Source organism: Sulfitobacter sp. M05 (genome assembly GCF_029285175.1).
Lineage (GTDB): Bacteria > Pseudomonadota > Alphaproteobacteria > Rhodobacterales > Rhodobacteraceae > Sulfitobacter.
The window spans coordinates 351,684-377,744 of the sequence record NZ_JABEDH010000002.1 but is presented as its reverse complement, the minus strand read 5'-3'; the positions used below and the strand labels follow the sequence as shown (position 1 = coordinate 377,744).

The 26,061-nt window shown below is 56.8% G+C and carries 28 protein-coding genes and 1 tRNA gene; 22 read left to right on the top strand and 7 right to left on the bottom strand.

What is annotated here, in order from left to right:
- Positions 1-18: 18 nt before the first annotated feature.
- The 13 genes from thiD to HKX44_RS09940 all read left to right on the top strand — a co-directional run bounded on the left by thiD (position 19) and on the right by HKX44_RS09940 (position 10,674).
- Positions 19-828, top strand: coding sequence for a bifunctional hydroxymethylpyrimidine kinase/phosphomethylpyrimidine kinase (gene thiD, locus HKX44_RS10000; RefSeq protein WP_276151184.1), 810 nt, complete (start codon positions 19-21; stop codon positions 826-828).
- Positions 825-1,820, top strand: coding sequence for an FAD-dependent oxidoreductase (locus HKX44_RS09995; protein ID WP_276151183.1), 996 nt, complete (start codon positions 825-827; stop codon positions 1,818-1,820). Before thiD ends, HKX44_RS09995 begins: the two co-directional genes overlap by 4 nt.
- A complete protein-coding gene (thiS, locus tag HKX44_RS09990; protein WP_276151182.1) occupies positions 1,804-2,001 on the top strand; it encodes a sulfur carrier protein ThiS in 198 nt (65 codons plus the stop codon). Before HKX44_RS09995 ends, thiS begins: the two co-directional genes overlap by 17 nt.
- Positions 2,002-2,004: 3 nt before the next feature.
- The gene (locus HKX44_RS09985) at positions 2,005-2,778 is read left to right on the top strand and encodes a thiazole synthase (protein ID WP_276151181.1); all 774 of its coding nucleotides are present in this window, start codon (positions 2,005-2,007) and stop codon (positions 2,776-2,778) included.
- Positions 2,775-3,371: a thiamine phosphate synthase gene (locus HKX44_RS09980; RefSeq protein WP_276151180.1), complete on the top strand. Its 597-nt coding sequence runs from the start codon at positions 2,775-2,777 to the stop codon at positions 3,369-3,371. The genes HKX44_RS09985 and HKX44_RS09980 overlap by 4 nt, the downstream gene beginning before the upstream one ends.
- The gene (locus HKX44_RS09975) at positions 3,368-4,363 is read left to right on the top strand and encodes a HesA/MoeB/ThiF family protein (RefSeq protein WP_276153209.1); all 996 of its coding nucleotides are present in this window, start codon (positions 3,368-3,370) and stop codon (positions 4,361-4,363) included. Before HKX44_RS09980 ends, HKX44_RS09975 begins: the two co-directional genes overlap by 4 nt.
- Positions 4,360-5,298, top strand: coding sequence for an ABC transporter substrate-binding protein (locus tag HKX44_RS09970; RefSeq protein WP_276151178.1), 939 nt, complete (start codon positions 4,360-4,362; stop codon positions 5,296-5,298). The genes HKX44_RS09975 and HKX44_RS09970 overlap by 4 nt, the downstream gene beginning before the upstream one ends.
- Positions 5,298-5,978 (top strand): thiaminase II, encoded by a 681-nt coding sequence (gene tenA, locus HKX44_RS09965; RefSeq protein ID WP_276151177.1) that lies wholly within the window; start codon positions 5,298-5,300, stop codon positions 5,976-5,978. The genes HKX44_RS09970 and tenA overlap by 1 nt, the downstream gene beginning before the upstream one ends.
- Positions 5,975-6,700, top strand: coding sequence for an ABC transporter ATP-binding protein (locus tag HKX44_RS09960; RefSeq protein ID WP_276151176.1), 726 nt, complete (start codon positions 5,975-5,977; stop codon positions 6,698-6,700). The genes tenA and HKX44_RS09960 overlap by 4 nt, the downstream gene beginning before the upstream one ends.
- A complete protein-coding gene (locus HKX44_RS09955; RefSeq protein ID WP_276151175.1) occupies positions 6,697-7,446 on the top strand; it encodes an ABC transporter permease in 750 nt (249 codons plus the stop codon). Before HKX44_RS09960 ends, HKX44_RS09955 begins: the two co-directional genes overlap by 4 nt.
- An 868-nt stretch (positions 7,447-8,314) precedes the next feature.
- A complete protein-coding gene (locus HKX44_RS09950) occupies positions 8,315-9,796 on the top strand; it encodes a hypothetical protein (protein ID WP_276151174.1) in 1,482 nt (493 codons plus the stop codon).
- Entirely contained in the window at positions 9,774-10,109 is a 336-nt protein-coding gene (locus HKX44_RS09945; protein WP_276151173.1) for a hypothetical protein, read from the top strand. Before HKX44_RS09950 ends, HKX44_RS09945 begins: the two co-directional genes overlap by 23 nt.
- A gap of 4 nt (positions 10,110-10,113) precedes the next feature.
- Positions 10,114-10,674, top strand: a complete 561-nt coding sequence (locus tag HKX44_RS09940) for a hypothetical protein (RefSeq protein WP_276151172.1) — start codon at positions 10,114-10,116, stop codon at positions 10,672-10,674.
- 234 nt (positions 10,675-10,908) lie between these two features.
- Here the strand turns inward: HKX44_RS09940 and HKX44_RS09935 are convergent, their stop codons facing one another.
- Positions 10,909-11,628, bottom strand: coding sequence for a hypothetical protein (locus tag HKX44_RS09935; RefSeq protein WP_276151171.1), 720 nt, complete (start codon positions 11,626-11,628; stop codon positions 10,909-10,911).
- A gap of 63 nt (positions 11,629-11,691) precedes the next feature.
- Between HKX44_RS09935 and HKX44_RS09930 the strand changes: the two genes are divergently transcribed.
- Positions 11,692-11,976: a hypothetical protein gene (locus HKX44_RS09930; protein ID WP_276151170.1), complete on the top strand. Its 285-nt coding sequence runs from the start codon at positions 11,692-11,694 to the stop codon at positions 11,974-11,976.
- Between the two features lie 2 nt (positions 11,977-11,978).
- Entirely contained in the window at positions 11,979-12,356 is a 378-nt protein-coding gene (locus tag HKX44_RS09925; RefSeq protein ID WP_276151169.1) for a hypothetical protein, read from the top strand.
- A 272-nt stretch (positions 12,357-12,628) separates the two neighbouring features.
- Here the strand turns inward: HKX44_RS09925 and HKX44_RS09920 are convergent.
- Positions 12,629-12,705, bottom strand: a tRNA-Arg gene (locus tag HKX44_RS09920).
- 122 nt (positions 12,706-12,827) lie between these two features.
- Here HKX44_RS09920 and HKX44_RS09915 point away from each other — a divergent pair.
- On the top strand, positions 12,828-13,862 hold the full coding sequence (locus tag HKX44_RS09915; protein WP_276151168.1) for a LacI family DNA-binding transcriptional regulator: 1,035 nt from the start codon (positions 12,828-12,830) through the stop codon (positions 13,860-13,862).
- An 11-nt stretch (positions 13,863-13,873) separates the two neighbouring features.
- A complete protein-coding gene (locus HKX44_RS09910) occupies positions 13,874-15,112 on the top strand; it encodes a crosslink repair DNA glycosylase YcaQ family protein (protein ID WP_276151167.1) in 1,239 nt (412 codons plus the stop codon).
- On the opposite strand, the gene HKX44_RS09905 is transcribed toward HKX44_RS09910, so the two are convergent.
- From HKX44_RS09905 to HKX44_RS09890, 4 genes are all read right to left on the bottom strand, one after another.
- Positions 15,092-15,865, bottom strand: coding sequence for an IclR family transcriptional regulator (locus HKX44_RS09905; protein ID WP_276151166.1), 774 nt, complete (start codon positions 15,863-15,865; stop codon positions 15,092-15,094). The two genes, HKX44_RS09910 and HKX44_RS09905, sit on opposite strands and share 21 nt — an antisense overlap.
- Before the next feature lie 46 nt (positions 15,866-15,911).
- Positions 15,912-17,303 carry a TRAP transporter large permease gene (locus HKX44_RS09900; protein ID WP_276151165.1) on the bottom strand — a complete coding sequence of 464 codons (1,392 nt, stop codon included), beginning with the start codon at positions 17,301-17,303 and terminating at the stop codon, positions 15,912-15,914.
- Positions 17,303-17,971 carry a TRAP transporter small permease subunit gene (locus HKX44_RS09895; protein WP_276151164.1) on the bottom strand — a complete coding sequence of 223 codons (669 nt, stop codon included), beginning with the start codon at positions 17,969-17,971 and terminating at the stop codon, positions 17,303-17,305. Before HKX44_RS09895 ends, HKX44_RS09900 begins: the two co-directional genes overlap by 1 nt.
- Before the next feature lie 111 nt (positions 17,972-18,082).
- Complete coding sequence (locus HKX44_RS09890; protein WP_276151163.1) at positions 18,083-19,315, bottom strand: TRAP transporter substrate-binding protein; 1,233 nt, start codon at positions 19,313-19,315, stop codon at positions 18,083-18,085.
- Positions 19,316-19,432: 117 nt separating this feature from the next.
- Between HKX44_RS09890 and HKX44_RS09885 the strand changes: the two genes are divergently transcribed.
- The gene (locus HKX44_RS09885; RefSeq protein ID WP_276151162.1) at positions 19,433-21,031 is read left to right on the top strand and encodes a choline dehydrogenase; all 1,599 of its coding nucleotides are present in this window, start codon (positions 19,433-19,435) and stop codon (positions 21,029-21,031) included.
- On the opposite strand, the gene HKX44_RS09880 is transcribed toward HKX44_RS09885, so the two are convergent.
- Positions 21,028-21,720 carry an aspartate/glutamate racemase family protein gene (locus HKX44_RS09880; RefSeq protein ID WP_276151161.1) on the bottom strand — a complete coding sequence of 231 codons (693 nt, stop codon included), beginning with the start codon at positions 21,718-21,720 and terminating at the stop codon, positions 21,028-21,030. The genes HKX44_RS09885 and HKX44_RS09880 overlap by 4 nt on opposite strands.
- A 170-nt stretch (positions 21,721-21,890) precedes the next feature.
- Here HKX44_RS09880 and HKX44_RS09875 point away from each other — a divergent pair, with 170 nt between their 5' ends.
- Genes HKX44_RS09875 through HKX44_RS09860 form a run of 4 tightly spaced genes read left to right on the top strand, consistent with a single transcriptional unit; the run spans position 21,891 to position 26,052 of the window.
- Complete coding sequence (locus HKX44_RS09875) at positions 21,891-23,138, top strand: FAD-binding oxidoreductase (RefSeq protein WP_276151160.1); 1,248 nt, start codon at positions 21,891-21,893, stop codon at positions 23,136-23,138.
- Positions 23,139-23,173: 35 nt separating this feature from the next.
- The gene (locus HKX44_RS09870; RefSeq protein WP_276151159.1) at positions 23,174-24,163 is read left to right on the top strand and encodes a TRAP transporter substrate-binding protein; all 990 of its coding nucleotides are present in this window, start codon (positions 23,174-23,176) and stop codon (positions 24,161-24,163) included.
- Between the two features lie 54 nt (positions 24,164-24,217).
- A complete protein-coding gene (locus tag HKX44_RS09865; protein ID WP_276151158.1) occupies positions 24,218-24,739 on the top strand; it encodes a TRAP transporter small permease subunit in 522 nt (173 codons plus the stop codon).
- A 2-nt stretch (positions 24,740-24,741) separates the two neighbouring features.
- Entirely contained in the window at positions 24,742-26,052 is a 1,311-nt protein-coding gene (locus HKX44_RS09860) for a TRAP transporter large permease subunit (protein ID WP_276151157.1), read from the top strand.
- Positions 26,053-26,061 lie beyond the last annotated feature (9 nt).

Here is a 26,061-nt window from a genome sequence, read left to right as displayed (position 1 = left end):
TCTTATGGAGACGTGCCCGTGACGAAGACAACCACGATAGCCCTGACCATTGCGGGATCCGATAGTGGCGGTGGTGCCGGCGTACAGGCCGACATCAAGGCAATTTCCGCAAACGGGGCCTATGCGGCTAGTGTGATCACCGCAATTACCGCGCAGAATACCCTTGCTGTTACGGATGTTCACGAGGTTCCCGCCGGCATCGTCGGGGCGCAGATTGATGCGGTTTTGTCGGACCTCGATGTTGATGTGATCAAGCTGGGAATGCTGTTTTCGCAGCCGATTATCAAAGCCGTTGCGCAGCGGTTGGCCGGGTTTGACGGACCTGTTGTTGTGGACCCTGTGATGATCGCAAAGTCGGGTGATGCGCTTTTGCAGGATGCCGCGGTGGCGGCGATGGTCACGCATATCCTGCCCCATGCAACCTTGCTGACCCCGAATTTACCCGAAGCGGCACGGCTGTTGAACACCACCGAGGCCAACACACCCGAAGAGATGGCTGCGCAGGGGCAGCGGTTGATTGCGATGGGGCCGAAAGCGGTATTGATGAAGGGCGGTCATGCGATTGGCGGGACATGTACGGATGTGCTTGTCGATGCGCAGGGTGTTGTCACGACCTGCACGGCAGCGCGGATCGAAACCGGCAACACCCATGGCACGGGATGTACCTATTCGGCGGCCATTGCGGCACAGCTTGCCCAAGCGGTGGGTTTGAAAGAGGCAGTGAAGGCGGCACATAGCTATCTTCAGGCGGCCATCAAAGCGGCAGACAGTCTGACTATCGGTCAGGGCCACGGGCCGGTGCATCATTTTTACGGTCAATGGAAATGACCGCCGTTACCGTCATAGGGGCAGGTGTTGCCGGTCTTTGTGTGGCGCGGGCGCTGTTGGATCATGGGGCGGATGTCCTGTTGGTTGATCGTCATGCGGATACAGGTCCGCATGGGTGTTCATGGTGGGCCGGAGGGATGCTTGCCCCGTTTTGCGAGGGCGAAAGCGCGGAGGAACCCGTTGTCCGATTGGGCGCGCAGGCGGCCGATTGGTGGGCGGCCAAAACCGGTGGTGTGCATCGGTGTGGATCGCTGGTGGTTTCGCCGGCACGCGACAAATCCGATCTGGCGCGGTTCGCCCGGCGCACGACCGGTTACCGGAAGGTTGCCGGACCGGAGATTTCACAGCTTGAGCCGGATTTGGGGGACCGTTTCGCAAGCGGGCTGTTTTTCGAGACCGAAGCCCATCTTGCCCCGCGCCGGGCCCTTGATCAATTGCGGGCAGGTGTTCTGGCGGACGGGGCGCAGTTTATGCAGGAAGAGGCAGATCCGGAGGACCATGCGCGGCGCGGTTTGACGGTTGATTGTCGGGGGTTTCAGGCCAGAGACCAACTGCCGGATTTGCGCGGCGTGAAGGGTGAAATGTTGGTGCTGTCGTGTCCCGACATCACCCTGAACCGCCCGATCCGGATGCTGCATCCGCGTGTGCCGCTTTACATCGTGCCGCGGGGCGATGGTGTTTTTATGCTGGGGGCGACGATGGTCGAAGGCAAAGCGGGCCAGCATGTGCGTGCGCGCGCATTGCTGGAGCTGTTGAGCGCGGCATATGCATTGAACCCCGCCTTTGGCGAGGCCGAAGTTCTGGAGATCGGCGTGGACAGTAGGCCGGCCTTTCCCGACAACCTGCCGCGTATCCGGCGTGACGGAAATTTGATCATGGCGAATGGCTTGTTTCGGCATGGTTTTCTATTGGCCCCGGCTTTGGCGCAGATGGTGGCCGAGCATATTTTTCACAACAAAACTCCGGAGGTGATGGATGAGACTGCAGCTTAACGGTGCATCAATTGACACGCAGGCCGCGACCTTGAGCGCGTTATTGCAGGCCGAGGGGTTTGGCGACGCAAAGGTGGCAACAGCGGTGAACGGCACCTTTGTGCCGGCGCTGGAACGGGCGGATCATGCCCTTAATCCGGGGGATGCCATTGAGGTTCTTGCCCCCATGCAGGGGGGGTAGGGGATGCGTGATTTTTACGGTACGCGGCTGGCCAACGGTCTGATGCTTGGTACGGCGCAGTATCCGTCGCCGGCTATTTTGGCGGAGGCGTTCAGACGCAGCGGTGCCAGTGTGGCGACGGTTTCATTGCGGCGCGAAAGCGGGCAGGACCGCGCGGGACAGGATTTCTGGCAACTGATCCGTGACCTTGGCGTTCATGTTCTGCCCAACACCGCAGGCTGTCACAGCGTCAAGGAAGCCGTAACCACGGCCCATATGGCGCGCGAGATTTTTGATACCAAATGGATCAAGCTGGAAGTCATCGGCGAGGAAGACACGCTGCAACCGGATGTCTTTGGCTTGGTTGAGGCGGCGCGCATTCTGTCTGAGGACGGTTTTCAGGTTTTCCCCTATACCACCGAGGATTTGGTGGTTGCCGACAAGTTGCTGCACGCGGGGTGTGAGGTTTTGATGCCTTGGGGTGCGCCGATCGGTTCGGGACTTGGGTTGAACAACCTGTTTGGATTGCGGGCCATGCGGTCGCATTTTCCAGACGTGTCGCTGGTCATTGATGCAGGGCTGGGTTTGCCGTCGCAGGCGGCCGCCGCGATGGAACTGGGGTATGATGCGGTTCTGTTGAACACTGCGGTGGCAAAGGCCGGTGATCCTGCGGCGATGGCAGAGGCCTTTGCGACGGCGGTCAGGGCCGGTCAGCTGGGCTGTATTGCTGATCCGATGGAGCCGCGCGACATGGCTGCGCCCTCGACCCCGGTAATCGGAAAGGCGTTTCTAGAATGAAGCTGGATCGATTTTACCCGATTTTCGACAGTGCGGACTGGATTGAACGGCTTGTTCCCCTGGGGATCAAGCTGGTGCAATTGCGCATGAAAGATGTGCCGTCGGATGTGGTGGCCGCGCATATCGCACGGTCAAAGCGGGTCTGCGCGCAGTATGGTTGCACGTTGATTATCAACGATTACTGGCGGGCCGCGATTGATGGGGGCTGTGACTATATCCACCTTGGACAAGAAGACCTTGAGGATGCGGATATTGCGGCCATCCGTGCGGCTGGTCTTCGGTTGGGGATCAGCACCCATGACAAGGCCGAGTTGACAAGGGCGCTGGCGCTGGCCCCGGATTACATTGCGCTGGGCCCGATCTATCCGACGATCCTGAAAAAAATGAAATGGCACGAGCAGGGCATAGCGAAGTTGACCATCTGGCGTGAGTTGATTGGTAAGACTCCGTTAGTCGCAATTGGCGGCATGTCGGTTGAGCGTGCCGGTGGGGCGTTTGAGGCGGGTGCGGATGTTGTTGCGGCGGTGACAGATATTACCTTGCACGCAAACCCCGAAGACCGCGTGCGCACATGGCTGGCGGCGACACGATGAGCCGATACGCGCGTCAAACCTGCCTTGTCGGGGTTGGGCAATCCGGACAGGAGGCCATACGGTCCGCAGGTGTTCTGGTGGTTGGTGCCGGCGGGCTGGCGGCACCGGTTTTGCAATACCTGGTTGCGGCGGGTGTCGGGCGTATTTGCATTGTGGATGGCGATGTTGTGGCGCTGTCCAACCTTCACCGGCAGACCCTGTTTCGCGAGGCGGACATTGGCAAAGCCAAGGTTGATGTCGCCGTGCAGAGCTTGCGGGCGTTGAACAGCACTTGTGCCATCGAGGGCATTGATGCCCCGCTTGACCCTTTGAATGCCGCACCCCTTGTCGGGCAAAGCACCTTGGTGCTGGATTGTGCTGACAGTTTCGCCGTCAGCTATATTCTGTCGGATACGTGCAAATCCCTTGGTGTCCCGCTGATCAGCGCCTCGGTGTTGGAACATGCCGGATATGTTGGTGGGTTTTGTCAGGGCGCCCCGTCATTGCGTGCGGTGTTTCCCGATTTGCCGGATCGTGCCGCAACCTGTGCGACGGCGGGGGTCATGGGCCCCGTTGTGGGGATGATCGGTGCGGCACAGGCGCAGATGGCGCTGGCGTATTTGATTGGTCAACAGCCGTCCCCGCTTGGGCAGTTGATCCGTTTTGACATGCAGAATTTCCGGTCCAGCAGTTTCCGTTTTGATGCGGCTGCGGACCCTGTGGCGGACCTGAGATTCATTGCGGCCTGTGAAATTGGTGACACCGATTTCATCATCGAACTGCGTGACAGGGATGAAGCCGCAACACCTGTCGCCGCAACGGCCCAACGGCTGAGCGTGGCGCAGTTCGCGGATCAACGGCCAATGCCGGCCCTTGGGCAACGTGCCGTTTTTGCCTGCCGTTCCGGCCTGCGCGCATGGCAGGCGGCAACACATCTTCGTTCCTATTGGGACGGCGACATCACCTTAATTGCAACGGGCGATACGCCCTCAACTGAAAGACTTCCGATATGAAACTGACCTCCCTGACTGCCGCGTTTTCTTTCGCGGCGGCGCCTTTGATGGCTGCGGATGAAATGACCCTTTTGTTGGATTGGTTCGTTAACCCGGATCATGGACCGGTTATTGTGGCGCAGGAAAAAGGGTATTTTGCCGAACAGGATCTTGAGGTCGAAATTATCGCCCCTGCCGATCCGTCTGATCCGCCGAAACTGGTTGCAGCCGGCAAGGCGGACCTAGCGATTTCATATCAACCGCAGTTGCACCTGCAAATTCATGAGGGCCTGCCGTTGCAGCGTGTTGGTACCTTGGTCGCCACGCCGTTGAATTGCCTGTTGGCGCTTGCTGACGGGCCGATCAAATCGCCCGCTGATCTGGCGGGGCGCAAGGTTGGTTTTTCTGTCGGCGGTGTGGAAGAGGCGGTTTTGGGGTCGATCCTGCGCCACCATGGTTTGTCGCTGGATGATGTCGAACTGGTCAATGTGAATTGGTCGTTGTCGCCGTCTTTGATGTCAGGGCAGGTGGATGCGGTTATCGGTGCCTATCGCAATTTTGAACTGAACCAGATGGAAATTGAAAACGTCGAGGGCAAGTGCTTTTTCGTCGAGGAAGAGGGGCTGCCGCCCTATGACGAGCTGATCTATGTGGCCAATACCGACACCATGGACCGCGATATGATCGCCCGCTTTCTGGCGGCGACCGAAAAGGCGACGCAATACATCGTGAACCATCCCGAGGACAGCTGGCAGGTGTTTTCAGGGACGTCAGCGGAGTTACAAGACGCGCTGAATGCCAAAGCCTGGGTCGATACCTTGCCCCGATTTGCCCTGCGCCCGACGGCCATGGACACGGGTCGCTATGCGACATTTGAGGCGTTCTTGCATGAGGCGGGCCTGATCCCGGCGCAGAACCCAGTTTCCAAAATCGCCATTGATGTGACGGCAAACTGATGGCACCGGACTATGGAAAAACCTTCGCGCTTTGGCGCGAGGGGGCCAGGGGGCCGTGGCAGGAGTATACCCGTCACGCCTTTGTCGAAGGGTTGGGGGATGGCAGTTTGCCGCGTGCGGCGTTCCTGCACTACCTCATTCAGGACTATGTGTTTCTGGTTCATTTCTCTCGGGCGTGGTCACTGGCGGTGGTCAAATCCGAAACGCTTGAGGAGATGAAGATTTGCGCCGGCACGGTGGACGCATTGGTCAATCACGAGATGTCGTTGCATGTGAAGACCTGCGCTGCCGAGGGCATTGACGAACAGGCATTGTTTGACGCGTGTGAAGAGGTCGAGAACCTTGCCTATACCCGTTATGTGATCGACGCGGGTCTGCAAGGCGATTTTCTGGATTTGATGGCGGCACTGGCACCCTGCGTCATGGGGTACGGTGAGATCGGTTTGCGTCTGGCTGGGTGTCAGGCAGAGGGCACGCCCTATGCCGAGTGGATCGCAACCTATGCCGATCCAGAGTATCAGGCGGTTTGCAAAAATGTCGGCGAGATGATCGACAACGCGGTGGCGCGCCGGATCGGGGATCTAACGGCGACGTCGCGAGGGGCGGTTTTGCAAGACCGGTTCAGCACCGCAACAAAGCTGGAAGTCGGGTTTTGGCAAATGGGTTTGAAGGGCGCATGAGCGGATCGCCGGGCATCACGGTGAAAGGGCAACATCGCCTTGGTGCCCGGGTGTTGTTCAATACGGACCTGCACATCCCCGGGGGCCAGTGGACGTGTTTGCTGGGACGCTCGGGGGTGGGCAAATCAACGATCCTGCGGTTGATCCTTGGGCTTGATACCGGTGGGGTGTTCCACGGATCGTTTGATGCCACTGACGGGGACCCGCTGACGGGTCGCATCAGTTATATGGCACAATCGGATTTATTGCTGCCGTGGCTTTCGGTGGTCGACAACATCTGTATCGGGGGACGTTTGCGCGGTGAGGTCCCGTGGATCGCGCGCGCGCGTGACCTTTTGGACCGGGTTGGGCTGTCGGGCCATGCGGATCAGAAACCTGCGACCCTGTCAGGGGGGATGCGCCAACGGGTTGCCCTTGCCCGAACCCTGTTTGAAGACCGTCCGATCGTGTTTCTGGATGAGCCGTTTTCGGCGCTGGATGCAGGCACGCGCGCCGATATGCAGGAATTGGCCGCAGAGGTTCTACAAGGCCGCACGGTGTTGCTGGTCACCCATGATCCGGCAGAGGCTGTTCGACTGGCCCATCAGATTACCGTTTTGTCCGGGCAGGAAACGCAAAACTGGCCGGTCCCGGACACCACAGCTTTGCGGGACATCAACGCCAAAGAAACGCTTGCCAGCCAAGCGCGATTGCTGGCGCATTTACGCGGGATTGCAGCATGAAAATTCGCGATACTGTGCTGGCTTTGTTGATCGGCATCGGCCTGTGGCAGGTTTTGGTTGGGATCACTGGCGCCCCCCATTTTATCCTGCCCTCGCCGTGGCGGGTTGCGCAGGCCGCTTTCAAAAGCCGTGTGATCATCGCGGAAAATGCATGGGTTACAACGGTTGAGGTCCTGCTTGGCTTGCTGATAGGTACCCTGCTTGGCGTTGTGACGGCGGTTCAATTGGCACTGTCAAGGACGGCCGAGCGGCTGATGTTGCCGATCCTTGTCTTTACCCAAGCCGTGCCGGTTTTCGCGCTGGCACCTTTGTTAACGCTTTGGTTCGGCTATGGCATGGGGTCGAAAATTGTGATGGCTGTCCTGATCATCTATTTTCCCGTCACGTCGGCCTTTCATGACGGGTTGATGCGGATCGACGGCGGATATCGCGATTTGTCGATTTCGATGGGGGCAGGGAAGTGGAACTTCATGCGCCACATCCAAATTCCCCAAGCGCTTCCCAGTCTGGGCACGGGGTTGCGGCTGGCGGCGGTCTATGCACCGATTGGCGCGGTGATTGGTGAATGGGTTGGGGCCTCAAGGGGGCTTGGCTATCTCATGTTGCTGGCCAATGGTCGGGCAAAAATCGACCTGATGTTCGCCAGCTTGATCGTGTTGGCTTGTCTGACCGTGGTTTTGCACATCTCTGTCGGTTTTCTGGCGGCCCGTTTGACCCGCTATGCACAGGGCACGGGGGCATTATAAAGGTCTGAGATGTTGGAAAACGGCGGCTGACCGGGCCTTCTGGCAAAAAGAGAGGTGAGCAATCCCTGTGCCCCTCCAGTCAGGTTTCATACAAACCTCTTGGGCCACGGACGCTTACGGTTGTTCTCTACATGTTCGCACATGGATAATGAAAAATCCTGCACGATCTTGCAGAGTGGATCACACTTATTTCTGTAAGGTGTTGCATTTGTTTTGGCGACCCCGGCAGGAGGGGGTGGTTGGGAATACATACATCGCGTAATGCTTTGATATTATTTATTTTTTTATAGAGCTCGGTGGTGTGCCTAATTGGTGGTGTAACGGACACCACAGTTGCTGCTCGGTGGAATTCTAGGTATGCATGAGATAACCCGCGAGATGTTAACAGACGACGGCACGGTCTTTCTCCAGCGAAATCTGTATATAGTTCTAGGTTATTGTATAGACATTGGGTGACCTGAATACTTCTGCTTCGCCCCTGCCTATTGCTGTGACTAGTCGATACAAATGGCCATAGCCGACGTTTATCCTACGGTCGCAACGCTGCAGTCGCCACCCGCATTGCAGACATTCGTACATGCCGCAGCAATTTAGCTATTTCTATGACCTCTGAACGTGACTTCGTTGCCGTCAATGCGGACGGCAGCCTGAGCTGATAGGCGGTTTGAATAATTCAGGGGATAGCATATGTTCATACCATTTTCGTTATTTAAGCCCACAACCGCCACAGCGAAACAGTTTGTTTTTACCCTGCGGGATTCTATACAGACAATCGGACAGACTTTCGTTTTAGCAACTTGCGACTAGATGGTTGCCAAGCTACTCATTTCATTTTGTATGCCTTTAAAAGTGAGAATGGTATTGGCTAATGGATGACACCCCTCTCAGAAGGTTCCTTGGTGCATTTCAAGCTCGAAGTGCTCAGGCACGCGGCGTTGATCACGATGAGTACTTGGAAGAGAGCCGCCGAGAATATCGCGCACAACTTCAAAAGAACTGGAACCTTTCAGGGCAGGATTCTGAACGACGTGCTTCACTGCGCCGTGCAATTGATGAGCGGGTGCGAGCGAAGTTTCCGTCAGAGACACGCGGCCTTGAAATCCCCAAAGAACTGCAGCTTCTCTTGCTAAGGAAGAGGCGGGACTCAGTTGTTCTCGATAATCTTTTCCCACGCCGCCAAACGGAAAACGGGTGGTTGGACTTGCCAAAACGTGACCAAGACAGCTCAGAAACCATTGACCTTGAGAACTTTTCCTTCTTAGCCGACCCGATTGCGACAATGCAGGGTCTTCAGAAAATCTCCAAAGCGGAAGCAAGCGCTGCAGCAGTAACGCTCAATTTTCGGGACAAGTTCTGCCAAGATATTACGCCGTTCATGATATTACGTCTTATGTGGGACGATATGCTGCGCGTTTTTGACGGTGGGTTCATGGATTTGCCAATGCAGAAGGTACTTCATGCCGTTGGAATAACAGACGGTATGGACATTGATTTGGTTGGCCTTCGCGACCTAAGCGATGTTTGGGCATTTCCGCTAGAGCGTCGCCGAGATGCAGGGTCTTCGCAAAGTGAACGCCGGTTTGCGCAATTACAGAAGGCGGAGAAAGTCGCAGACCGGTTGTGCGATGCAATTGATAGTTGGCTTGGCAAATTAGACCCGCCTGAGGAACTCACTGATACTGGTTGGGTTGGGATACAGAGTATCCTTGCAGAAATGCTAAATAATGCCGAACGACACAGCGACGGGGAACGAGGGGATGGACGGTGGAATGTCAGTGGTTTTTTGGCGCGTCGAACGGATGACGATTCGGGAGAGACGCGGCTTCATGCGTATCTTGGAATCGTAAATCTTGGTGATACGTTCGCCGAAAGTCTCGGACGAGCCTCACCTGACCTTGCAGAAAAACTAGACAACTATGTTAAAAACGCCATCTCGGCGGGGGCTAAACAATCACGAGAGACACTTTTAACTCTAGCAGCACTGCAGGACGGCATAACGTGTGACCCAGAAAAATGGGAGAAAGAACAAGGTGGTGTTGGCCTACCTTCAATGCTAGATGTGGTGAGTGGTTTGGGTACGACGCTCTCCCAAGGTCATGCGCCGAAGATAACAATTCTATCAGGTCGGTCCTGTATTTCCCTACGTACACCCTATGTTAAAGGTCTGAGGGATAGCCCTGAAGCGCCGAGGACCTTGTGGTTCAACCCTAACAACGATAGAGGACACCCGCCGGACACCGATTTCGTTTATGATGTCCCTGTAGGGTTCCCCGGTACAATTATAAGCATGGGTTTTGTTCTAGACCCACTCAACTACGGAAGTGTTCATGATGGAGGCGATGATGACTGAAATACTGTTTTCTGAACTGACTAATGATGGCAAGGTCCGCAACCTTGTGGGCCATGAGCGTGGCGAGGATGCGCGCGAAAAGTGGATGCTTGACCATTTGGATGGTGATGATGAAACTGTCGATGTGGTCATTCCGGGCGAGCTACTGACATTGTCGAGTTCCTTCTTTCAAGGAATGTTCGCCCAATCCGTCAAAAAGTTGGGTAAGGAAGGCTTTTTGGCCCACTATCGCTTTCAGGCGTCCTCTATCGTTATGCAGCAGGTCGCGGAGGGCATCAGGGACTCTCTTATGAAGCGCAGCGCGTTAGGCTAGGTGTATGCCGCCTGAACATGTCACCAGCACGTTTGACCCACGTACTTTGACGGCCGTGATTGCGTTGCTTTCGCTGGCGCTTAACTTGTTCAATCTATGGCTGACGCGCAATGTAAGAATTGAATCTGAGCGTCGAGACAAAGAGATACGCGAAGCTAACTTGATGCGGGAACAATTCTGCGATAATTTCCAACGTCCTATCTACTTGATTCTTGATGAATTGGAAATGATAGGAGAGCGGCTGAACAGTATATCTGCCGCAGGCCAAATTTCTGAAAATGCCGATATTGGCGGATTGAACAGAGAATTTTGTGAGCTACATCTCAAGCTGCAGATTAATCTTCGAAAGGTGAGCGACAGCCAGTTTGCCAACGGGACGCAATGGGAGGCAATTACCCCGCACCATTTTGATGTGGCGGCAGACAAGTTCAATGCGGCTTACAACCCGAACTTGGGGGACGACGTAAAGTGTGCGGCACTCGAGACTTCCGCTCAACACATTGGCACCTTGTGTGCAAAGGTAAGGAAACAGTTGGAAGACGAGATTTTAAGCCGCCTGAAGTAGCGACAAGTCTACCGGCACAATTGTCGTAAATCGGGGAAGCGGATAGGCCAGATGTGTTGCGATGTTTGACGAAAGAGCGGACATTCATGTTGACTGAGATGAAAGTCCGCTTCCCGCCCACCGTGTGACACATATTGTACTCGTTCAGGTGGGCTTAAAACCAGTTTCAATCAAATGTCATCTATCCCTACCTGTGCAAAATGCACACCTAAGTGGTGCATGGCTGTTGCTGCTTCAGTGAACCTCTGGCCGATACTCAAGGTCGTTGTTCAGGTCTTGATCTGACACATCCTCCGAGAACTCATCGAACTCTCCAAGGCTAAGCCCAAGGTATTCCACCACGTCTGCCATATCGCGCTGACCCAGTGCTCGTTGGATGGCCTCCGCCTTGATCTCAACATCACGGATCCGGTTTTCCCTGATCGCCTCCGTGATCGAATTCGCGAGGGTCGCAATCAGGCGCTCCCTTTCGGCATCTTCTGGGGGCGTGAAGGTGCTCTCTTCGGGCCACTTGCGGTCCTGCCACCAGTCGCCTGAGGGTGTCTCCTTCGCCTCAACGAACTCTTTGAGCTTACTTCGCATGTTCGCAATAGAACGCTCTGATACACCAGAGGACTTCGCTAGTTGCGACTTGGATATTTTGTTTCTGTATCTGCGCACCAAGGCCCATGCGGCATCCGTCCGTTCCAATGGTGTCAACGGCAGCGCGTCCTTGGTATTGGCGCGCAAGGCAGCAAGTTCTGCTTCGATACGTGTACCTTTCGCAAGATGCGTTGGGATGCCCTTCCCCTCAATATGTCCTTCGGCAATCTCTGCCCGATAGGCGATCACCCGAAAGTGCCCATCAAGGAGCACTAAGCGGCCTGTTTCTTTCCCTTCGCCATCCTGTTCGCGCCATACAAGAATGGCATCAAGTGAGCCGCTGTTTCTCAATGCCTTACGAAGTGTCGCCAAAGGGTATCCGGTGTCCTGTCCATGAATGCGCAAAGATAGTTGACCGCTGGGTCCTGGTTCACTGTGATCATTCTTGTTGGTTTGGTCTGCATGTACGTCCTGGTGACGCTCTATCTGGTCATCCTGGCATCCAGCGTGATCACCGAGCTTGGAGATCATGTCATGTCGCGCGCAGGGATGCTGACTGAAAGAGCGAACACGATGAATCTCGAATCCAACGTGGTTGGCACGGTCGCAGCCGCCGGCGTTGTCACGAACCAAGCAGCCGCCGTGGGACGTGTGACAAAGGCCGGAGTTGGCCGTGGTGCGCAACGCCTTCTCAAAGGCCCGAAATCGAAAGGAAACTGATGATGAAAAAGATGATTATTGCAATGTTGGCATTGTCGGTTCTGTTCGGATGCAAAGACCGCAGTCCAACGGCTGACAATATTGAGCAAGGTTACCTGAACGGAATCGAGGCCGACAGAGCGGTCGCTTTGGCTCAGTATGGATCAATCGAAGACATGCCTGTTGGCTTGCAGTTCTCGCTGAGGATGCGCGCCAAGAACGTGGAGCTCACCTCGTGTGATGAGCACCCCACCGATGTCGGTTATCTAAACGACAGTGAAACCGTTCTTGCAGGTCCGTGCGCCGGTCTCGACCAGGATGCCTTCCTTCAGGAACGCGCGCACGGTTCGCTTGACGGTGGTCTCTCCAAGCTCGGTGTGTCGCTGGATCGTGCCCTTTGAACACCAGATACCTGAACCGTCGTCGCTGGCCTTGTCAGCCAGAAACATAATGATCTGCTTGCGCGTAGCGCTACCGAACTTCCGTTCCGCACATGTGTTGGCGACCCGCCAGCTCATTGGAAGGCCTCCAAAGGCGCAAAGACGTGCGAATTTTGTACAGGTTTTGTACGAGATTTCCGCCGTTTCAGCAGAATTCGGCGCGAAAGCTCACGGGACTTTCTGCAAGTGCCTGCACAAAGCCCTGTAAATAAGTCATATTCTTCAGGTGTTTTTGGTGACCCCGGCAGGATTCGAACCTGCAACCTGCCCCTTAGGAGGGGGCTGCTCTATCCAGTTGAGCCACGGGGCCATTCACGGCATTGTCTAACCGAGCTTGAAAGGCTTGTCATCGTTACAATGCGGCTTTGCACTGCGCTTGATCGCAGCGCATAGTTCACGCTAACTGGTGGCTGAACAAACAAGGTGTCCAAATTGACCACTCCTGCCAAACGTCCGCTTACACTTCGTGATGTCTCAGATGCCTGCGGGGTGTCGGAAATGACCGTGAGCCGTGTGTTGCGCAACCGGGGGGATGTTTCGGACGCCACCCGCAGCAAGGTTTTAGCGGCGGCCAAGGAACTGGGCTATGTGCCCAACCAAATCGCCGGTTCGCTGGCGTCACAGCGGGTGAACCTGGTGGCGGTGATCATTCCGTCCCTGTCCAACATGGTGTTTCCCGAAGTGTTGAACGGGGTGAATCAGATCCTTGAGGACACGCCGTTGCAGCCGGTTGTCGGGGTGACCGATTATATGCCCGAAAAGGAAGAGCGGGTGCTGTACGAGATGCTGTCCTGGCGTCCGTCCGGCGTGATCATCGCGGGGCTGGAGCATTCCGAGGCGACCCGCGCGATGCTGTCCAATGCGGGGATACCTGTGGTCGAGATTATGGATACGGATGGCAAGCCGGTGGATGCGATGGTGGGGATTTCGCACCGCCGTGCCGGCCGCGAGATGGCCAATGCGATCCTGAAGGAAGGCTATGAACACATCGGGTTTCTGGGCACCAAGATGCCGTTGGATCACCGCGCACGTAAGCGGTTCGAAGGGTTTACCGAGGCGCTGGCCAAGGCCGGTGTCGAAATCGAGGACCGGGCATTTTATTCGGGCGGATCGGCCCTGGCCAAGGGACGCGAGATGACGCAGGAAATGCTGGCACGGTCTCCGGACTTAGATTTTCTGTATTATTCCAACGACATGATCGGGGCAGGTGGATTGTTGCACCTGCTTGATAAGGGCATAGATGTGCCCGGTCGGATTGGCCTTGCTGGGTTCAACAACGTCGAGCTGTTGCAAGGGTTGCCACGGCAGTTGGCAACGATGGATGCCTGCCGGATCGAAATCGGACAGGCGGCCGCGCGCATTGTTTTGAACCAGACGCTGGACGAACCTGATGCGGAGGTGCCGCAGAATGTGACCCTGACACCGACCCTGTCTTTCGGTGATACGCTGCGCCGTCGCCGCCGTTAGGGGCAGAACGAATGGGACCTGACACCAGAATGCTGCGGCTGGAGAATGCGCAGGCAAGGCGGGTGTTTCTGGACCGTCACAGGCTGGCCGAGGCCCCGCAAGGGGGGGCGTCCGGTGATGATCTGTTGGCGATGATCGAAAGCCTTGGGTTTGTGCAGCTGGACAGTATCAACACGGTGGCGCGGGCGCATGATTTGATCCTGTTTGCGCGCCGGCCCCGTTATCGGCCTGCGGGGCTAAAAACGCTTTACGAAAAACAGCGGGCCTTGTTCGAACATTGGACACATGACGCGGCGATGATTCCGCTGGCGTTCTACCCGCAGTGGCACCTGCGCCGTCAGCGGGATGCAGAGCGGTTGCGGGGGCGCTGGAAGAAAGACCGGCGCGCCGGCTTCGAAGCACAGTTTCAAGTTATTCTGGACCAGATCAGAACCGAAGGGCCGGTGACCTCCGGTGATGTCGGTAAGGGCGAGGCACGCGGATCGGGGGGCTGGTGGGATTGGCATCCGTCCAAGACCGCCCTTGAATATCTTTGGCGCTCTGGAGCGGTCTGCGTGGTGGGGCGTGACGGATTCAAGAAACGGTATGACCTGACCGAACGGGTGTTGGAGAAACACCTGTGTGACGATGTACATGCGCCGGATGTGGGCGAGACGATCGACTGGTGCTGTGCGCAGGCCTTGGCGCGGTTGGGCTTTGCCAGCCATGGCGAGCTGGCGGCGTTCTGGGCCCATATCACCCCGGCAGAGGCGCGCCAGTGGTGCCAGAACGAACTGGCCGCCGGGCGGTTGGAGCAGGTGGAGATCACCGGGGCGGATGGCAGTGTGAAGCCGGCCTTCGCGCGGCCCGGATTGGATGAAGATGGCGCGCTGGAGGTGGAGCCGACAAACAGGCTGCGTATCCTAAGCCCGTTTGACCCCGCATTGCGGGACCGCAAGCGGGCGGAACGGTTATTCGGTTTCAACTATCGGATCGAGGTTTTTGTGCCGGAGCCGCAGCGCACCTTCGGCTATTATGTGTTTCCTATATTGCAGGGCGATCGGATTGTCGGACGCATTGATATGAAGGCGTTTCGGGACCAGAACGTGCTGCGCGTCAAGGCGTTGTGGTCTGAGGGGACTATCCGCTGGGGCAAGGCGCGTCAGGCGGCACTTGAGGCGGAGCTGGAACGGATCAGGCGGCTGGCCGGTGTTGATCGGGTGGAATTTGAGGACGGTTGGATGCGCGGATCAGCGCTGCATCATCTCTGACAGGTCGTCCGCGGCGGCGCGCAGGCGTTCCAAATGGGTTTCAAGGTCGGCGACGCTGACCCGTTGATCCGGTGCATGCAGCGAAATGGTGGACATCAGCCGGCCCAGGTCATCGCGGATCGGTACGGCAACGGCAACCATCCCGTCCATGAATTCCTCGTTGTCGGTGGAATAGCCGCGTTCCCGGATTGCGGTGATTTCTTCTGAAAGGCCTTCTGGTGTTGTCAGTGTCTTCCCGGTGTGGGCCTCCAGCGAGGCAGAGGCCAGAAACTTGGTCAGATGGCGCGGCGACAGGGAGGACAGGTACATCTTGCCGCTGGCCGTGCAATGGAACGGTACTGTGGTGCCAATGGGCAGCTGGATGCGCAACGGCCATTTGGTTTCGACACGGTCGATGTACAACATGCCTTCGCGGTCGGCGGTCGCAATGTTGCAGGTTTCACCGACGTCATCCGTCAAGGCATTCAGCACCGCAAGGCGAGCCACACGTATCCGCGACGAGGACAGCACATTGGCCGAGAGTTTGCGCAGCCGTTGGCCAGCGGAATAGGATCGCCCGTCGATGTCACGTTGCAGAAAGCCTTCCTCCTCAAGTCGGTGGAACAGGCGATGTACGGTTGGTTTGGGCAACCCCAGCACTTCGTTCGTGGCGGTGGGGGTCACGGGAATACCGACGCGCGCGACTTCTTCCAGCAGCAAGAGCAACCGCAGATTGGTTGGTATCGCTTTGTCTGAATCGTGCGCGTCGGGCATTGTCAGTGTCTCACCTTCTCATGGGCCTGCCATCGGGCAGCGGCCACTATCCGCCTCCACCTGACAGAATTTCAAAGATTCCGCCACCCGGAAGCAACGTCTTTGACAAGGAGGGCATCAGGGCGACACAGAACCAAACCGAAATCAGCGCGACCAGATAGAGCGTGGCATAGCGCAGAAGACGGAAATAGGGCACGCCCGTCACCCCCGAGGCCACATAGAGGTTCAGCCCATAAGGTGGCGTAATAAACCCGATCGACGCGCCCACCAGAAAGATCACCGCAAAGTGGATCGGATCAATGCCGACAGAGACGGCAATCGGGGCGAGGATCGGTGCCAGAATGATTGTGACAGGCAGGGATTCAAGGATCATGCCAGTGACAAAGACAATCGCCATCGAAGTGAACAGCACCGCGTAATAGCCGCCCATGCCGGTGACGAAAGCGCCGATGGTTTCCTTGGCCCCCAGCGACGACAGAACCTGTTGCATTGCCACGGACACTGCAATCAGCGGTACCAGAATGCCGGTGATCTGGGCCGAGCGGGACACAACTGCCGGTAGGCTGGGCAGGGTGAAGCCTTCGACGACAATCATCGACAACAGGCTTTTTTCGTTCACCGGTTGGTCAGGATCGCTGCCCATCAGTTTGTTCAGCGGAAAGCAGATCAATCCGACGATGATACAAAAGCCAACAGTAACACCCGCCGCTTCGGTGGGGGAGAACTTGCCGGTGTAGATGCCCCAAAGCACCAGACCGATGGCAAAGAAACCCAACCATGCCCCGACAGCGGTTTTGAACACCCGCCATGGTGACAGGGTAATCAGGAAGCCCCAGCTGTTGAGTGTGCAGATGATGAAGGCCGCTGTCATCATGCCCAGCACCATCAGCGCCCCGGGCACGATGCCCGCGATGAACAGTTCCGAGATCGGCAGGTTCATCAGAAAGCCGTAGACGATGAAGATGATTGAGGGCGGAATGATGATGCCCACGGTGCCGCCTGCCGCTGCCGTTGCGGCGGAAAAGCGTTCGTCATAGCCACCTTTGACCATTTCGGGGTGCAGCATCGAACCGATGGTAGCTGTGGTGGCAGAGTTCGACCCCGAGATCGCCGCAAAGAGCCCACAGGCCGCAATCGCCGCCATTGCCAGTCCACCACGCAGCCAACCGAGACAGGAATAGGCGAAATCAGACAGCCTTCGTGCAATGCCCGATTGGTTGATCAGATCCCCCGTCAGGATGAACAGCGGCATCGCCAGCAGGGCAAAGCCCTTGTTAAAGACGTTGAGCAATTCATTGCCGGTGTTGTCGAGCGGCAGGCCGATGACAAAACTGCACCCGATCACCCAATAAAAGATGACTAGCAAGACCGGTGTGCCAAGCATGAAAAAGACTGTCACACCCAGTGAAATAAGTGTGACCCATGTACCATCTGACATTAGACATCCCCCCCGATAACGGCTGTTTGCAGCATGTCTTTGCCAGCCCTGTAGTTTCTAAAATCGTCCAGCCAGTTGCCGACCACCCGACCCGACATCAGGACAAAGGCCACCGGCACTGTGATGTAAAACCACCATTTCATTGTGTTATCGACGCCATCGACCAGCTGAAAGTTATCCGCTGAATAGACGGTGAAACGGAGCGATGTTGTAATTGCGATCCAGCAAAAGCCGAACCACAAGGCCCCGTCGAGCGACAGCGCGGCCATCTGACCAGCGGGCCGCATCTTGGTGCGAAATTCGCTAAAGCTGAGGTGGGTGCGTAGGCGCACGTTATAGGAACACCCAAACCACGCCATGATCATAAACAGAAAGGGCGGAACAGTGGTGGAGCCGGACCATTGGTTCGAGAAAATGAACCGGTCGATAACGCCCCAGAAAATGATGGCGGCGATCATCAGATAGGTTGTGACGGCGATGCCGCGTTCCAGATGCTTGTCCATGAACGGCAGTCTTTTGAAAAACTGGTTGGCCAGAATGCCCCCGAACAATGTGATGAAAAAGCAGACGATCCACATCCCGTCGGTGTAGAATGCGTCGCGCATTTTCCAGGCGCTTCCGGCAAAAATTGCGGGAATGACGGCACCCGCTTCGGCCCAAATCGACATCCCAGTTCCTCCCTTAAAATACTGTCTTGCGCCACGCTTGCGATGGCAAAGTCAAAAGGGGCCGGCCCCCGCAAGAAGACCGGCCCCTGAATTCAGCCTACTAAGACTGCTTTACGATTTCCACCAACGGCGGGGTTCGACGTTCTCGGGGAGTGTATCTGCGGGCAGGACGCGCACCGAGTCATAGATTTCCTGATAGGTATCGTGACCGCCGGACCAGCCGTTAAGCCGCTCGCGCCATTCTTCCCACAGCTGTGGCTGATACTCGGGCGAACACATTTCTTCGGCCTTTTTGATCTCGGCGTCGGACAGGAAGGCGTTACGCACGTTGTTCTGCGCAAAGATGGTGCCGGGCAACTGCGGATCGGATTGACCCACGGTTTTAACCAGCGCCGCCTCGTTCGCCGCCTGAACGTGAACCTGTGCAAGGTAGGATGATTCCATCACCGCATCCTGCAATTCACCGCCAAGGCTGTCGAAGGCTTTGGCCGACATTGCAGTATGTTCTGTGCCGCAGAAGAAGTTCAGGTGAACCGACTGGGACACCACAGGGGACATATTGGCGTAGGCCACAGCGGAGGCCCATGTTTCCGCCCCGTCGATCAGGCCTTGCTTGAGACCATCAAGGGTTTCTTCCCATGCAACCGGAACCGGGTTCAGGTTCATTGCCTTCATGGCAATCCGGCCCAGTTGTGTGCCGGTGACGCGGTTCTTGGTCCCGGCCAGTTGTTCAACAGAGGTGACCGTGTCCTTGTCTTCCCAGGCTAGACCCAGCTGGATGCCGCGCAGTTCGGCGTGGGAGAACAGGAACTTCAGGCCGTGACGCTTTTCATAGGGTTCGCGCAACAGCTTGGCTGATTCCGGTGAATAGAGGAAGTGATACTGGTCTGCGCGGTTACGGAACATATAGGCGTAATCCAGCACGTTCAGGTAAGGCGCGCCACCGGCAGAGTTTTGTGTCGAGGCCGCATAGATGTCCACGATGCCTTGCTGGGTCTTTTCAACGCATGAGGTTTGTCCGCAAATCTGGTTGTCGCCAATGAATTCAACGCGGATCTCACCGTCTGTGCGGCTTTCCAGATCACGGGCGAATTCAAGGCAACCTGCGCGTTCAATCAACAGGTTGCGCTCGTTAAAGCCAGCTGCGCCAAACTTGAATGTGAACTTGGCTTCTTTCTTGAAGCGCTTGTCGTAAGACGACTCTGCCGCGCTTGCCAGATTGGCGAGGCTCATTGCGCCGCCAAAGCTGCCCGCGGCGAGCAATGTCGATGACATGCCGTATTGCCCTGCAACCCTGAACAGGTCGCGCCGCGAAATGCCCCTTAGTTTATCTGATACCTTCATGGTCTTCCTCCCGGTTTAAGTAGCTTGTCAATTAATGAGACTTTTAGTTTCAAAAAACACTAGCGATAAAACCAGCTTCTGTATAGAATTTTCTTTACCTAGGGGGAGGGATTTATAATGAAGGCCGATTTTATCGTTGTTGGGGCGGGGTCTGCGGGCTGTGTTCTGGCGAACCGGCTAAGTGCGAACCCTGCGAATAAGGTGATTCTGCTAGAGGCTGGCGGCCGCGACCTGAACCCGTGGATTCATATCCCGGTTGGGTATTTCAAGACGATTCATAATCCGAAAGTGGATTGGTGTTACAAAACCGAACCTGATCCCGGGTTGAACGGGCGGTCGATTGAATGGCCCCGTGGCAAGGTTCTGGGCGGGTCGTCCTCCCTGAATGGGTTGTTGTACGTGCGCGGTCAGGCACAGGATTACGACCGCTGGCGGCAGATGGGGAATGTCGGCTGGGGGTGGGACGATGTTCTGCCGCTGTTCAAGCGGGCCGAGAACAACGAGCGCGGCGCGGATGTGTTTCACGGGGATCAAGGGCCGCTTTCGGTAAGCAATATGCGCATTCAGCGCCCGATCACCGATGCCTGGGTCGCGGCAGCGCAGGCCGCCGGATACAAGTTTAATCCCGATTACAACGGGGCGGATCAGGAGGGGGTCGGTTTTTTCCAGCTGACTTCGCGCAAGGGCTGGCGCTGTTCGGCGGCGGTGGCCTATCTGAACCCCGTCAAGAAACGCCCGAACCTGCACATTATTACCAACGCCCAGGTTGATAAGGTTGTGATCAAAGGGAAGCGCGCCACGGGGGTGGTTTATACAGACCGCAGTGGCACGCAGCAGACTGTGACCGCCAACCGCGAGGTTATCCTGTCTGGCGGGGCAATCAATTCACCGCAGTTGTTGATGTTGTCGGGTATCGGATCAGCGCAGCAGCTGGGCGCACATGGCATCGCGGTTGCGCAAGAGCTGGAGGGTGTCGGCAAGAACATGCAGGATCATTTGCAGGCCCGGCTGGTGTACAAGACCCATGAGCCGACGTTGAATGACGAGGTTTCATCGCTGTGGGGGCAGGCAAAGATCGGGTTAAAGTTCGCGATGTTCCGGGCTGGTCCGATGACTATGGCTGCCAGCCTTGCCACCGGTTTCCTGAAAACCCGTGATGATCTGGAAACGCCCGACATCCAGTTCCATGTGCAACCCTTGTCAGCGGAAAACCCCGGCAAGGGGGCAGACCGGTTCTCGGCATTTACCATGTCGGTGTGCCAGCTGCGTCCAGAGAGCAAGGGCGAGATTAGATTGGCCAGTGGGAACCCGCGCAGCTATCCCAAAATCATTCCGAACTATCTGTCGACCAAGACCGATTGCGACACGATTGTGGAAGGGGTGAACATTGCCCGCCGGATTGCCCGCAACGCGCCGTTAACATCGAAGATTTCCGAGGAGTTTCGGCCCCACGCCGATCTGGATATCACCGATTATGATGCGACACTGGATTGGGCGCGCAACAACACCGCGTCAATCTATCACCCCACGGGCACCTGCAAAATGGGGAGTGATGCGGGGGCCGTCGTTGATGCGCGGTTGCGGGTGCATGGCATTGCCGGGCTGCGGGTGGCGGATTGTTCGATCATGCCCGAAATCGTGTCGGGCAATACCAATGCCCCTGCGATTATGATCGGGGAAAAGGCCAGTGACCTGATTTTGGAAGATATGGGTTAAAAGTTGCGCGGGGTCAGTCCCGCGTGAAACCATCGCAGATAGGTATAGATCGAGAACACCGGTCGTCCCGTCGCCTGTGCAATGTCGCCGGCGTAGGGCACCATATTGGTGCATTCCAGAACCAGCGCGCCGATGGCAGGATGTTGCGCCACAAGGGTTTGCGCCGCGGCTATCATCTCGTGCCGCGCTGCTGTCACGTCCAGCGTCGTCTTGTTGCCAAGGATGGTGTCGGCGAAGGTGCTGCCGTCCATGCCCTGCACCGGCGTTGCGATTGGCACACCCGCTGCACGCATGTGGGCGGGGGTTAATGTCGCCGCCGAGATTGTCAAAACGCCCAGTTGCTGATCCGGTGCCAGCATAGGGATGATCTGGCTGGCCTGTTCCAGCGCCGAGGCGGCCACCGGCACGCCCAAAGCTGCGGCTAGACGGGGGCGGATCAGCGCCAGAAAACCGCAAGTGGTTGCGATGCCGCGACAGCCCTGGGCGACCAGATCGTGCCCGACTTCAATGAAGGATTGCACAAAGGGTTCGATATCATCGCAGACAATCGCCTGTGGTGTTGCGCCTTTCACCACGCCGAAATGTACCGGGAACGGCCAGGTTTGCGCATTTCCGACATCCCCCAAAATGCGGGGGAAACCAGTGTCGAGCATCAAAATACCCAAATCGGCCTGTGTGTTTTCCTGCATGATCAATCCTTTGTCCGTTGCAAAACCTTTGCGCGGCTCGGCGGGGGGGAACAAGGAAAAATACAAACGATGACAATTTATAAACATTTTGTTGATGTTTGGATTTTCCGTGACATGATGCTGTCGGGGAGAATCAATTTGCAGAGACATCACAAATCCGAGGTGTGCGGATGACGCGCCATGTGGTTGTTATTGGGGCGGGGATCGTTGGCCTTTCTTCGGCGATCTGGCTGCGGCGTGCCGGTATCGAGGTCACAGTTATTGACCGTGGCACACCGGGCAGTGGCACATCGCATGGCAATGCCGGCGTATTGGCGGCCTGTGCGATGGTGCCTGTCACTGGGCCGGGTTTGTTGGCCAAGGCACCGGGCATGGTGTTGGACCGCAATTTCCCACTGTTCCTGCGTTGGGGCTATCTGCCGCGCATGTTGCCGTGGTTGCGCAAATATCTTTCCCACGCCAATGATGCCGATACCCGGCGGATTGCGTTGGGGCTGACATCAATTGTTGGCGATGCAGTCGAGCAGCACAAAAGCCTGTGTGATGATCTGGGGCTGGGCGAGTGGGTGAATGAAAGCGATTATTGTTTCGCCTATGCCAACCGTGCCGCCTTTGAGGCCGAAAGCTATACTTGGGCGTTGCGCAAACAGGCCGGTTGCGTCCCGACCCTGATCGAAGGTCAGGATGTGCGCGATTATGAACCTGCGCTGGGCCCTGACCTGCGCTTTATGGCGATCATGAAACATCATGGCTTTATCCGCAGTCCGAGCGGTTATGTGCAGGCGCTCGCGACAGCATTCGAAGGGATGGGTGGCACGATTTTGCAGGCAGAGGTCAAGGATTTCGACCTGAGTGGTGGCACCGTTTCAGCAGTGCATACCACGCAAGGCACCGTTGCCTGCACCGAGGTGGTGCTGGCCACTGGTGTCTGGTCGAAACCGATGATGGCCAAGCTGGGGCTGAACGTGCCGCTGGAAGCGGAACGCGGATATCATATCGTTTTTGAGGATGCGACAGGTGGCCCCGCGCGCCCGACGATGATTGCCAGCGGCAAATTTGTGGCGACGCCGATGGATCAGGGGGTGCGCTGTGCCGGCATTGTCGAATTTGGCGGGCTGGAGGCAGGCGCCTCAAAAGCGCCGCTCGCATTTTTGCGGCGACATGCGGCCAAGGCTTTCCCAAATCTCAAGGCCACATCAGAAATCGAATGGCTGGGCCATCGCCCGGCGACAACCGACAGCCTGCCTTTGATTGGACAGGTTGGCGAGACCAAGGTGTTTGCCGCATTTGGTCACCAGCACATTGGCCTGACTGCGGGCCCCAAGACCGGGCGTCTGGTTGCGGGGCTGATTGCTGGTGCGCAGGTGAACACCGATCTTGCGCCCTACCATCCGCAACGCTTTTCCAAGACGACCTAGATAATTGACGACCAAAAACCAAAAGGGAGACGACAATGAAACTGACAACAAAACTGATGACAGGTGTGGCCACTGCTGCTGTGGCACTGGCCGGCGCTTTGCCGGCAATGGCGGGCGAAAAATGGGACATGCCGATGGCCTATTCCGCATCTAATTTCCATTCCGAGAATGGTGTTGAATTTGCCAATTGTGTTGCGGCTGGCACCAATGGCGACATCGAAATCACCGTGCATCCGGGTGGGGCGTTGTTTGCCGGCGCGGACATCAAACGGGCGATCCAGACCGGGCAGGTGCAAATCGGCGAGCGTTTGCTGTCCGGTCACCAGAACGAAAACGCAGTTTTCGGATTTGACTCCGTGCCCTTCCTTGCGCCGTCATTTGATGACAGTGCAAAGCTGTTCAAAGCGGCCAAGCCTAAGCTGGACGAAGTGCTGGCCGAGCAGAACCTGACGATGCTTTATGCTGTGCCCTGGCCACCACAGGGCCTGTATTTCAACAAGGAAGTGAACAGCGTCGAAGACATGGCTGGCACCAAATTCCGGTCCTACAACTCGGCGACGGCCCGCCTGGCCGAGCTGACGGGAATGTTGCCGGTGACCATTGAAGCCGCAGAGCTGTCGCAGGCCTTTGCCACTGGTGTGGCGGAATCAATGGTGTCCTCCGGTGCGACGGGATACGATCGTAAGGTCTGGGAAAGCCTGTCACACTTCTATGAGGTCGATGCTTGGTTGCCGTACAACTATGTCATGGTGAACAACGATGTCTGGAGCGGTGTATCTGATGCCAACAAGGCGGCGATCACCACCTGCGCCAGCGAAGCCTCGGCACGCGGTTTGCAGGCCTCCAAGGACTATACCAAGTTCACCATGGACGGTCTGGCGGAAGGTGGCATGACAGTTGCGCCAGCAGGCGACGCATTGATGTCCGGTCTGCGCGATATCGGTGCGACGATGACGTCCGAATGGCTGCAAGCCGCAGGTGAAGACGGTGCTGCGATCGTCGATGGCTTTAAGGCGATGAAGTAAGTCAAATTGGGCGGTCCCGGTTCGGGGCCGCCCTTTGCATTTCAGGGGGCCAGCATGGGCGTGATCCGAAAAATTCTTGATTTCCTTTACCGTGCTGCAGGTGTCCTTGCCGCGCTTTGTTTGATTGCGATCCTGTCTTTGATCGTGGCCCAGATGATTGCCCGTTGGACCGGTGAAATCTTTCGCGGTGCGCCGGATTATGCAGGGTACGCCATGGCGGCCGCCAGCTTTTTTGCCTTTGCCAGCGCGTTGAACCGGGGGGCGCATATCCGCGTTTCGATTCTGCTGAACGCAGTGTCGCCGCGTTGGAAATACCCGCTGGAAATCTGGTGCTTTGCATTGGGGGCCGCCATCGCGTGGTATTTTACCTATTACGCTTATTGGTTTGTTTACTGGTCATGGAAATTCAACGAGGTCAGTCAAGGGCAGGACGCCAGCCTGTTGTGGATCCCGCAATCAGTCATGGTGCTTGGCGGGGGACTTTTGGCCATCGCATTGACCGACAACCTGTTTCACGTGCTGCGCAAGGGCACACACCGCATCGTTCGCGACACTGTTGAAAGCCACGGGGAATAACCATGACCGAACTCTATGCAATTGCCCTGTTTCTTTTTGTCTTGTTTTTGCTGCTTGGCACCGGTGTCTGGGTTGGCCTGGCCCTGATGGGGGTTGCTTGGGTCGGGATGGAGTTGTTCACGACGCGCCCTGTGGGTGACGTGATGATTACCACCATCTGGGCCTCGTCGTCGTCCTGGACATTGACGGCCTTGCCGCTGTTCATCTGGATGGGGGAGATCCTGTATCGAACACGGCTGTCAGAGGATATGTTCAAAGGGTTGTCACCATGGCTGGCGCGCTTGCCGGGGGGCTTGGTGCATACCAACATTGTGTCTTGCACTGTCTTCGCGGCGGTGTCGGGGTCTTCCGCTGCGACCCTGACAACCGTAGGAAAGATGGCGATCCCCGAGCTGCGTGCGCGCAAATACCCTGAGAAGATGGTGATCGGTACCCTTGCCGGTGCGGCCACCCTTGGTCTGATGATTCCGCCGTCACTGGCGCTGATTGTTTACGGGGTGACGGTAAATGAAAGCATCACCAAGCTGTTCTTTGCCGGTGTCTTTCCCGGTCTGGTGCTGGCGGGCATGTTCATGGGCTATGTCGCCTTGGTCAGCTTCACTTCCAAGGATTGGAACCCCACTGTCGAGAAGGGCATGAGCTTTTCTGAAAAAGTAGCGAATTCGCGTTTCCTCTTGCCGGTCTTTGCGCTGATCACCGTTGTTATCGGATCGATGTACGCGGGCCTTGCCACCGCGACCGAAGCGGCGGCCATTGGTGTGATCGGCGCGCTGGTTCTTGCACTTTTGCAAAAGTCCCTGACATGGGACAGCTTTCGCGAAAGCCTGATGGGGGCGACGCGGACCTCGGCGATGATTGCGCTGATCCTCGCGGGGGCGGCATTCCTGAAGCTGTCGATGGGGTTCACCGGATTGCCGCGTTCGCTGGCTGACGGCATTGCTGCGATGGAGTTGACACGGTTTCAGCTGCTGATGGCTCTTCTGGTGTTCTACATCATCCTTGGCATGTTCCTTGACGGTATTTCCGCCATCGTGCTGACCATGGCTGTGGTTGAACCCATGGTGCGCAGCGCGGGCATTGATCTGATCTGGTTTGGCATTTTTGTGGTGGTCGTGATCGAAATGGCGCAGATCACACCGCCGATCGGGTTCAACCTGTTTGTCCTGCAAGGTATGACCGATCATGAAATGGGCTATATCACCCGCGCGGCCCTGCCGATGTTCGGGATTATGGTGCTGATGGTTTTTGTGCTGATCTGGTTCCCCGAGATTGCGACATGGCTGCCTGAAAACATGCGGGCGGGGCCGGGATAAGGAGAGGGA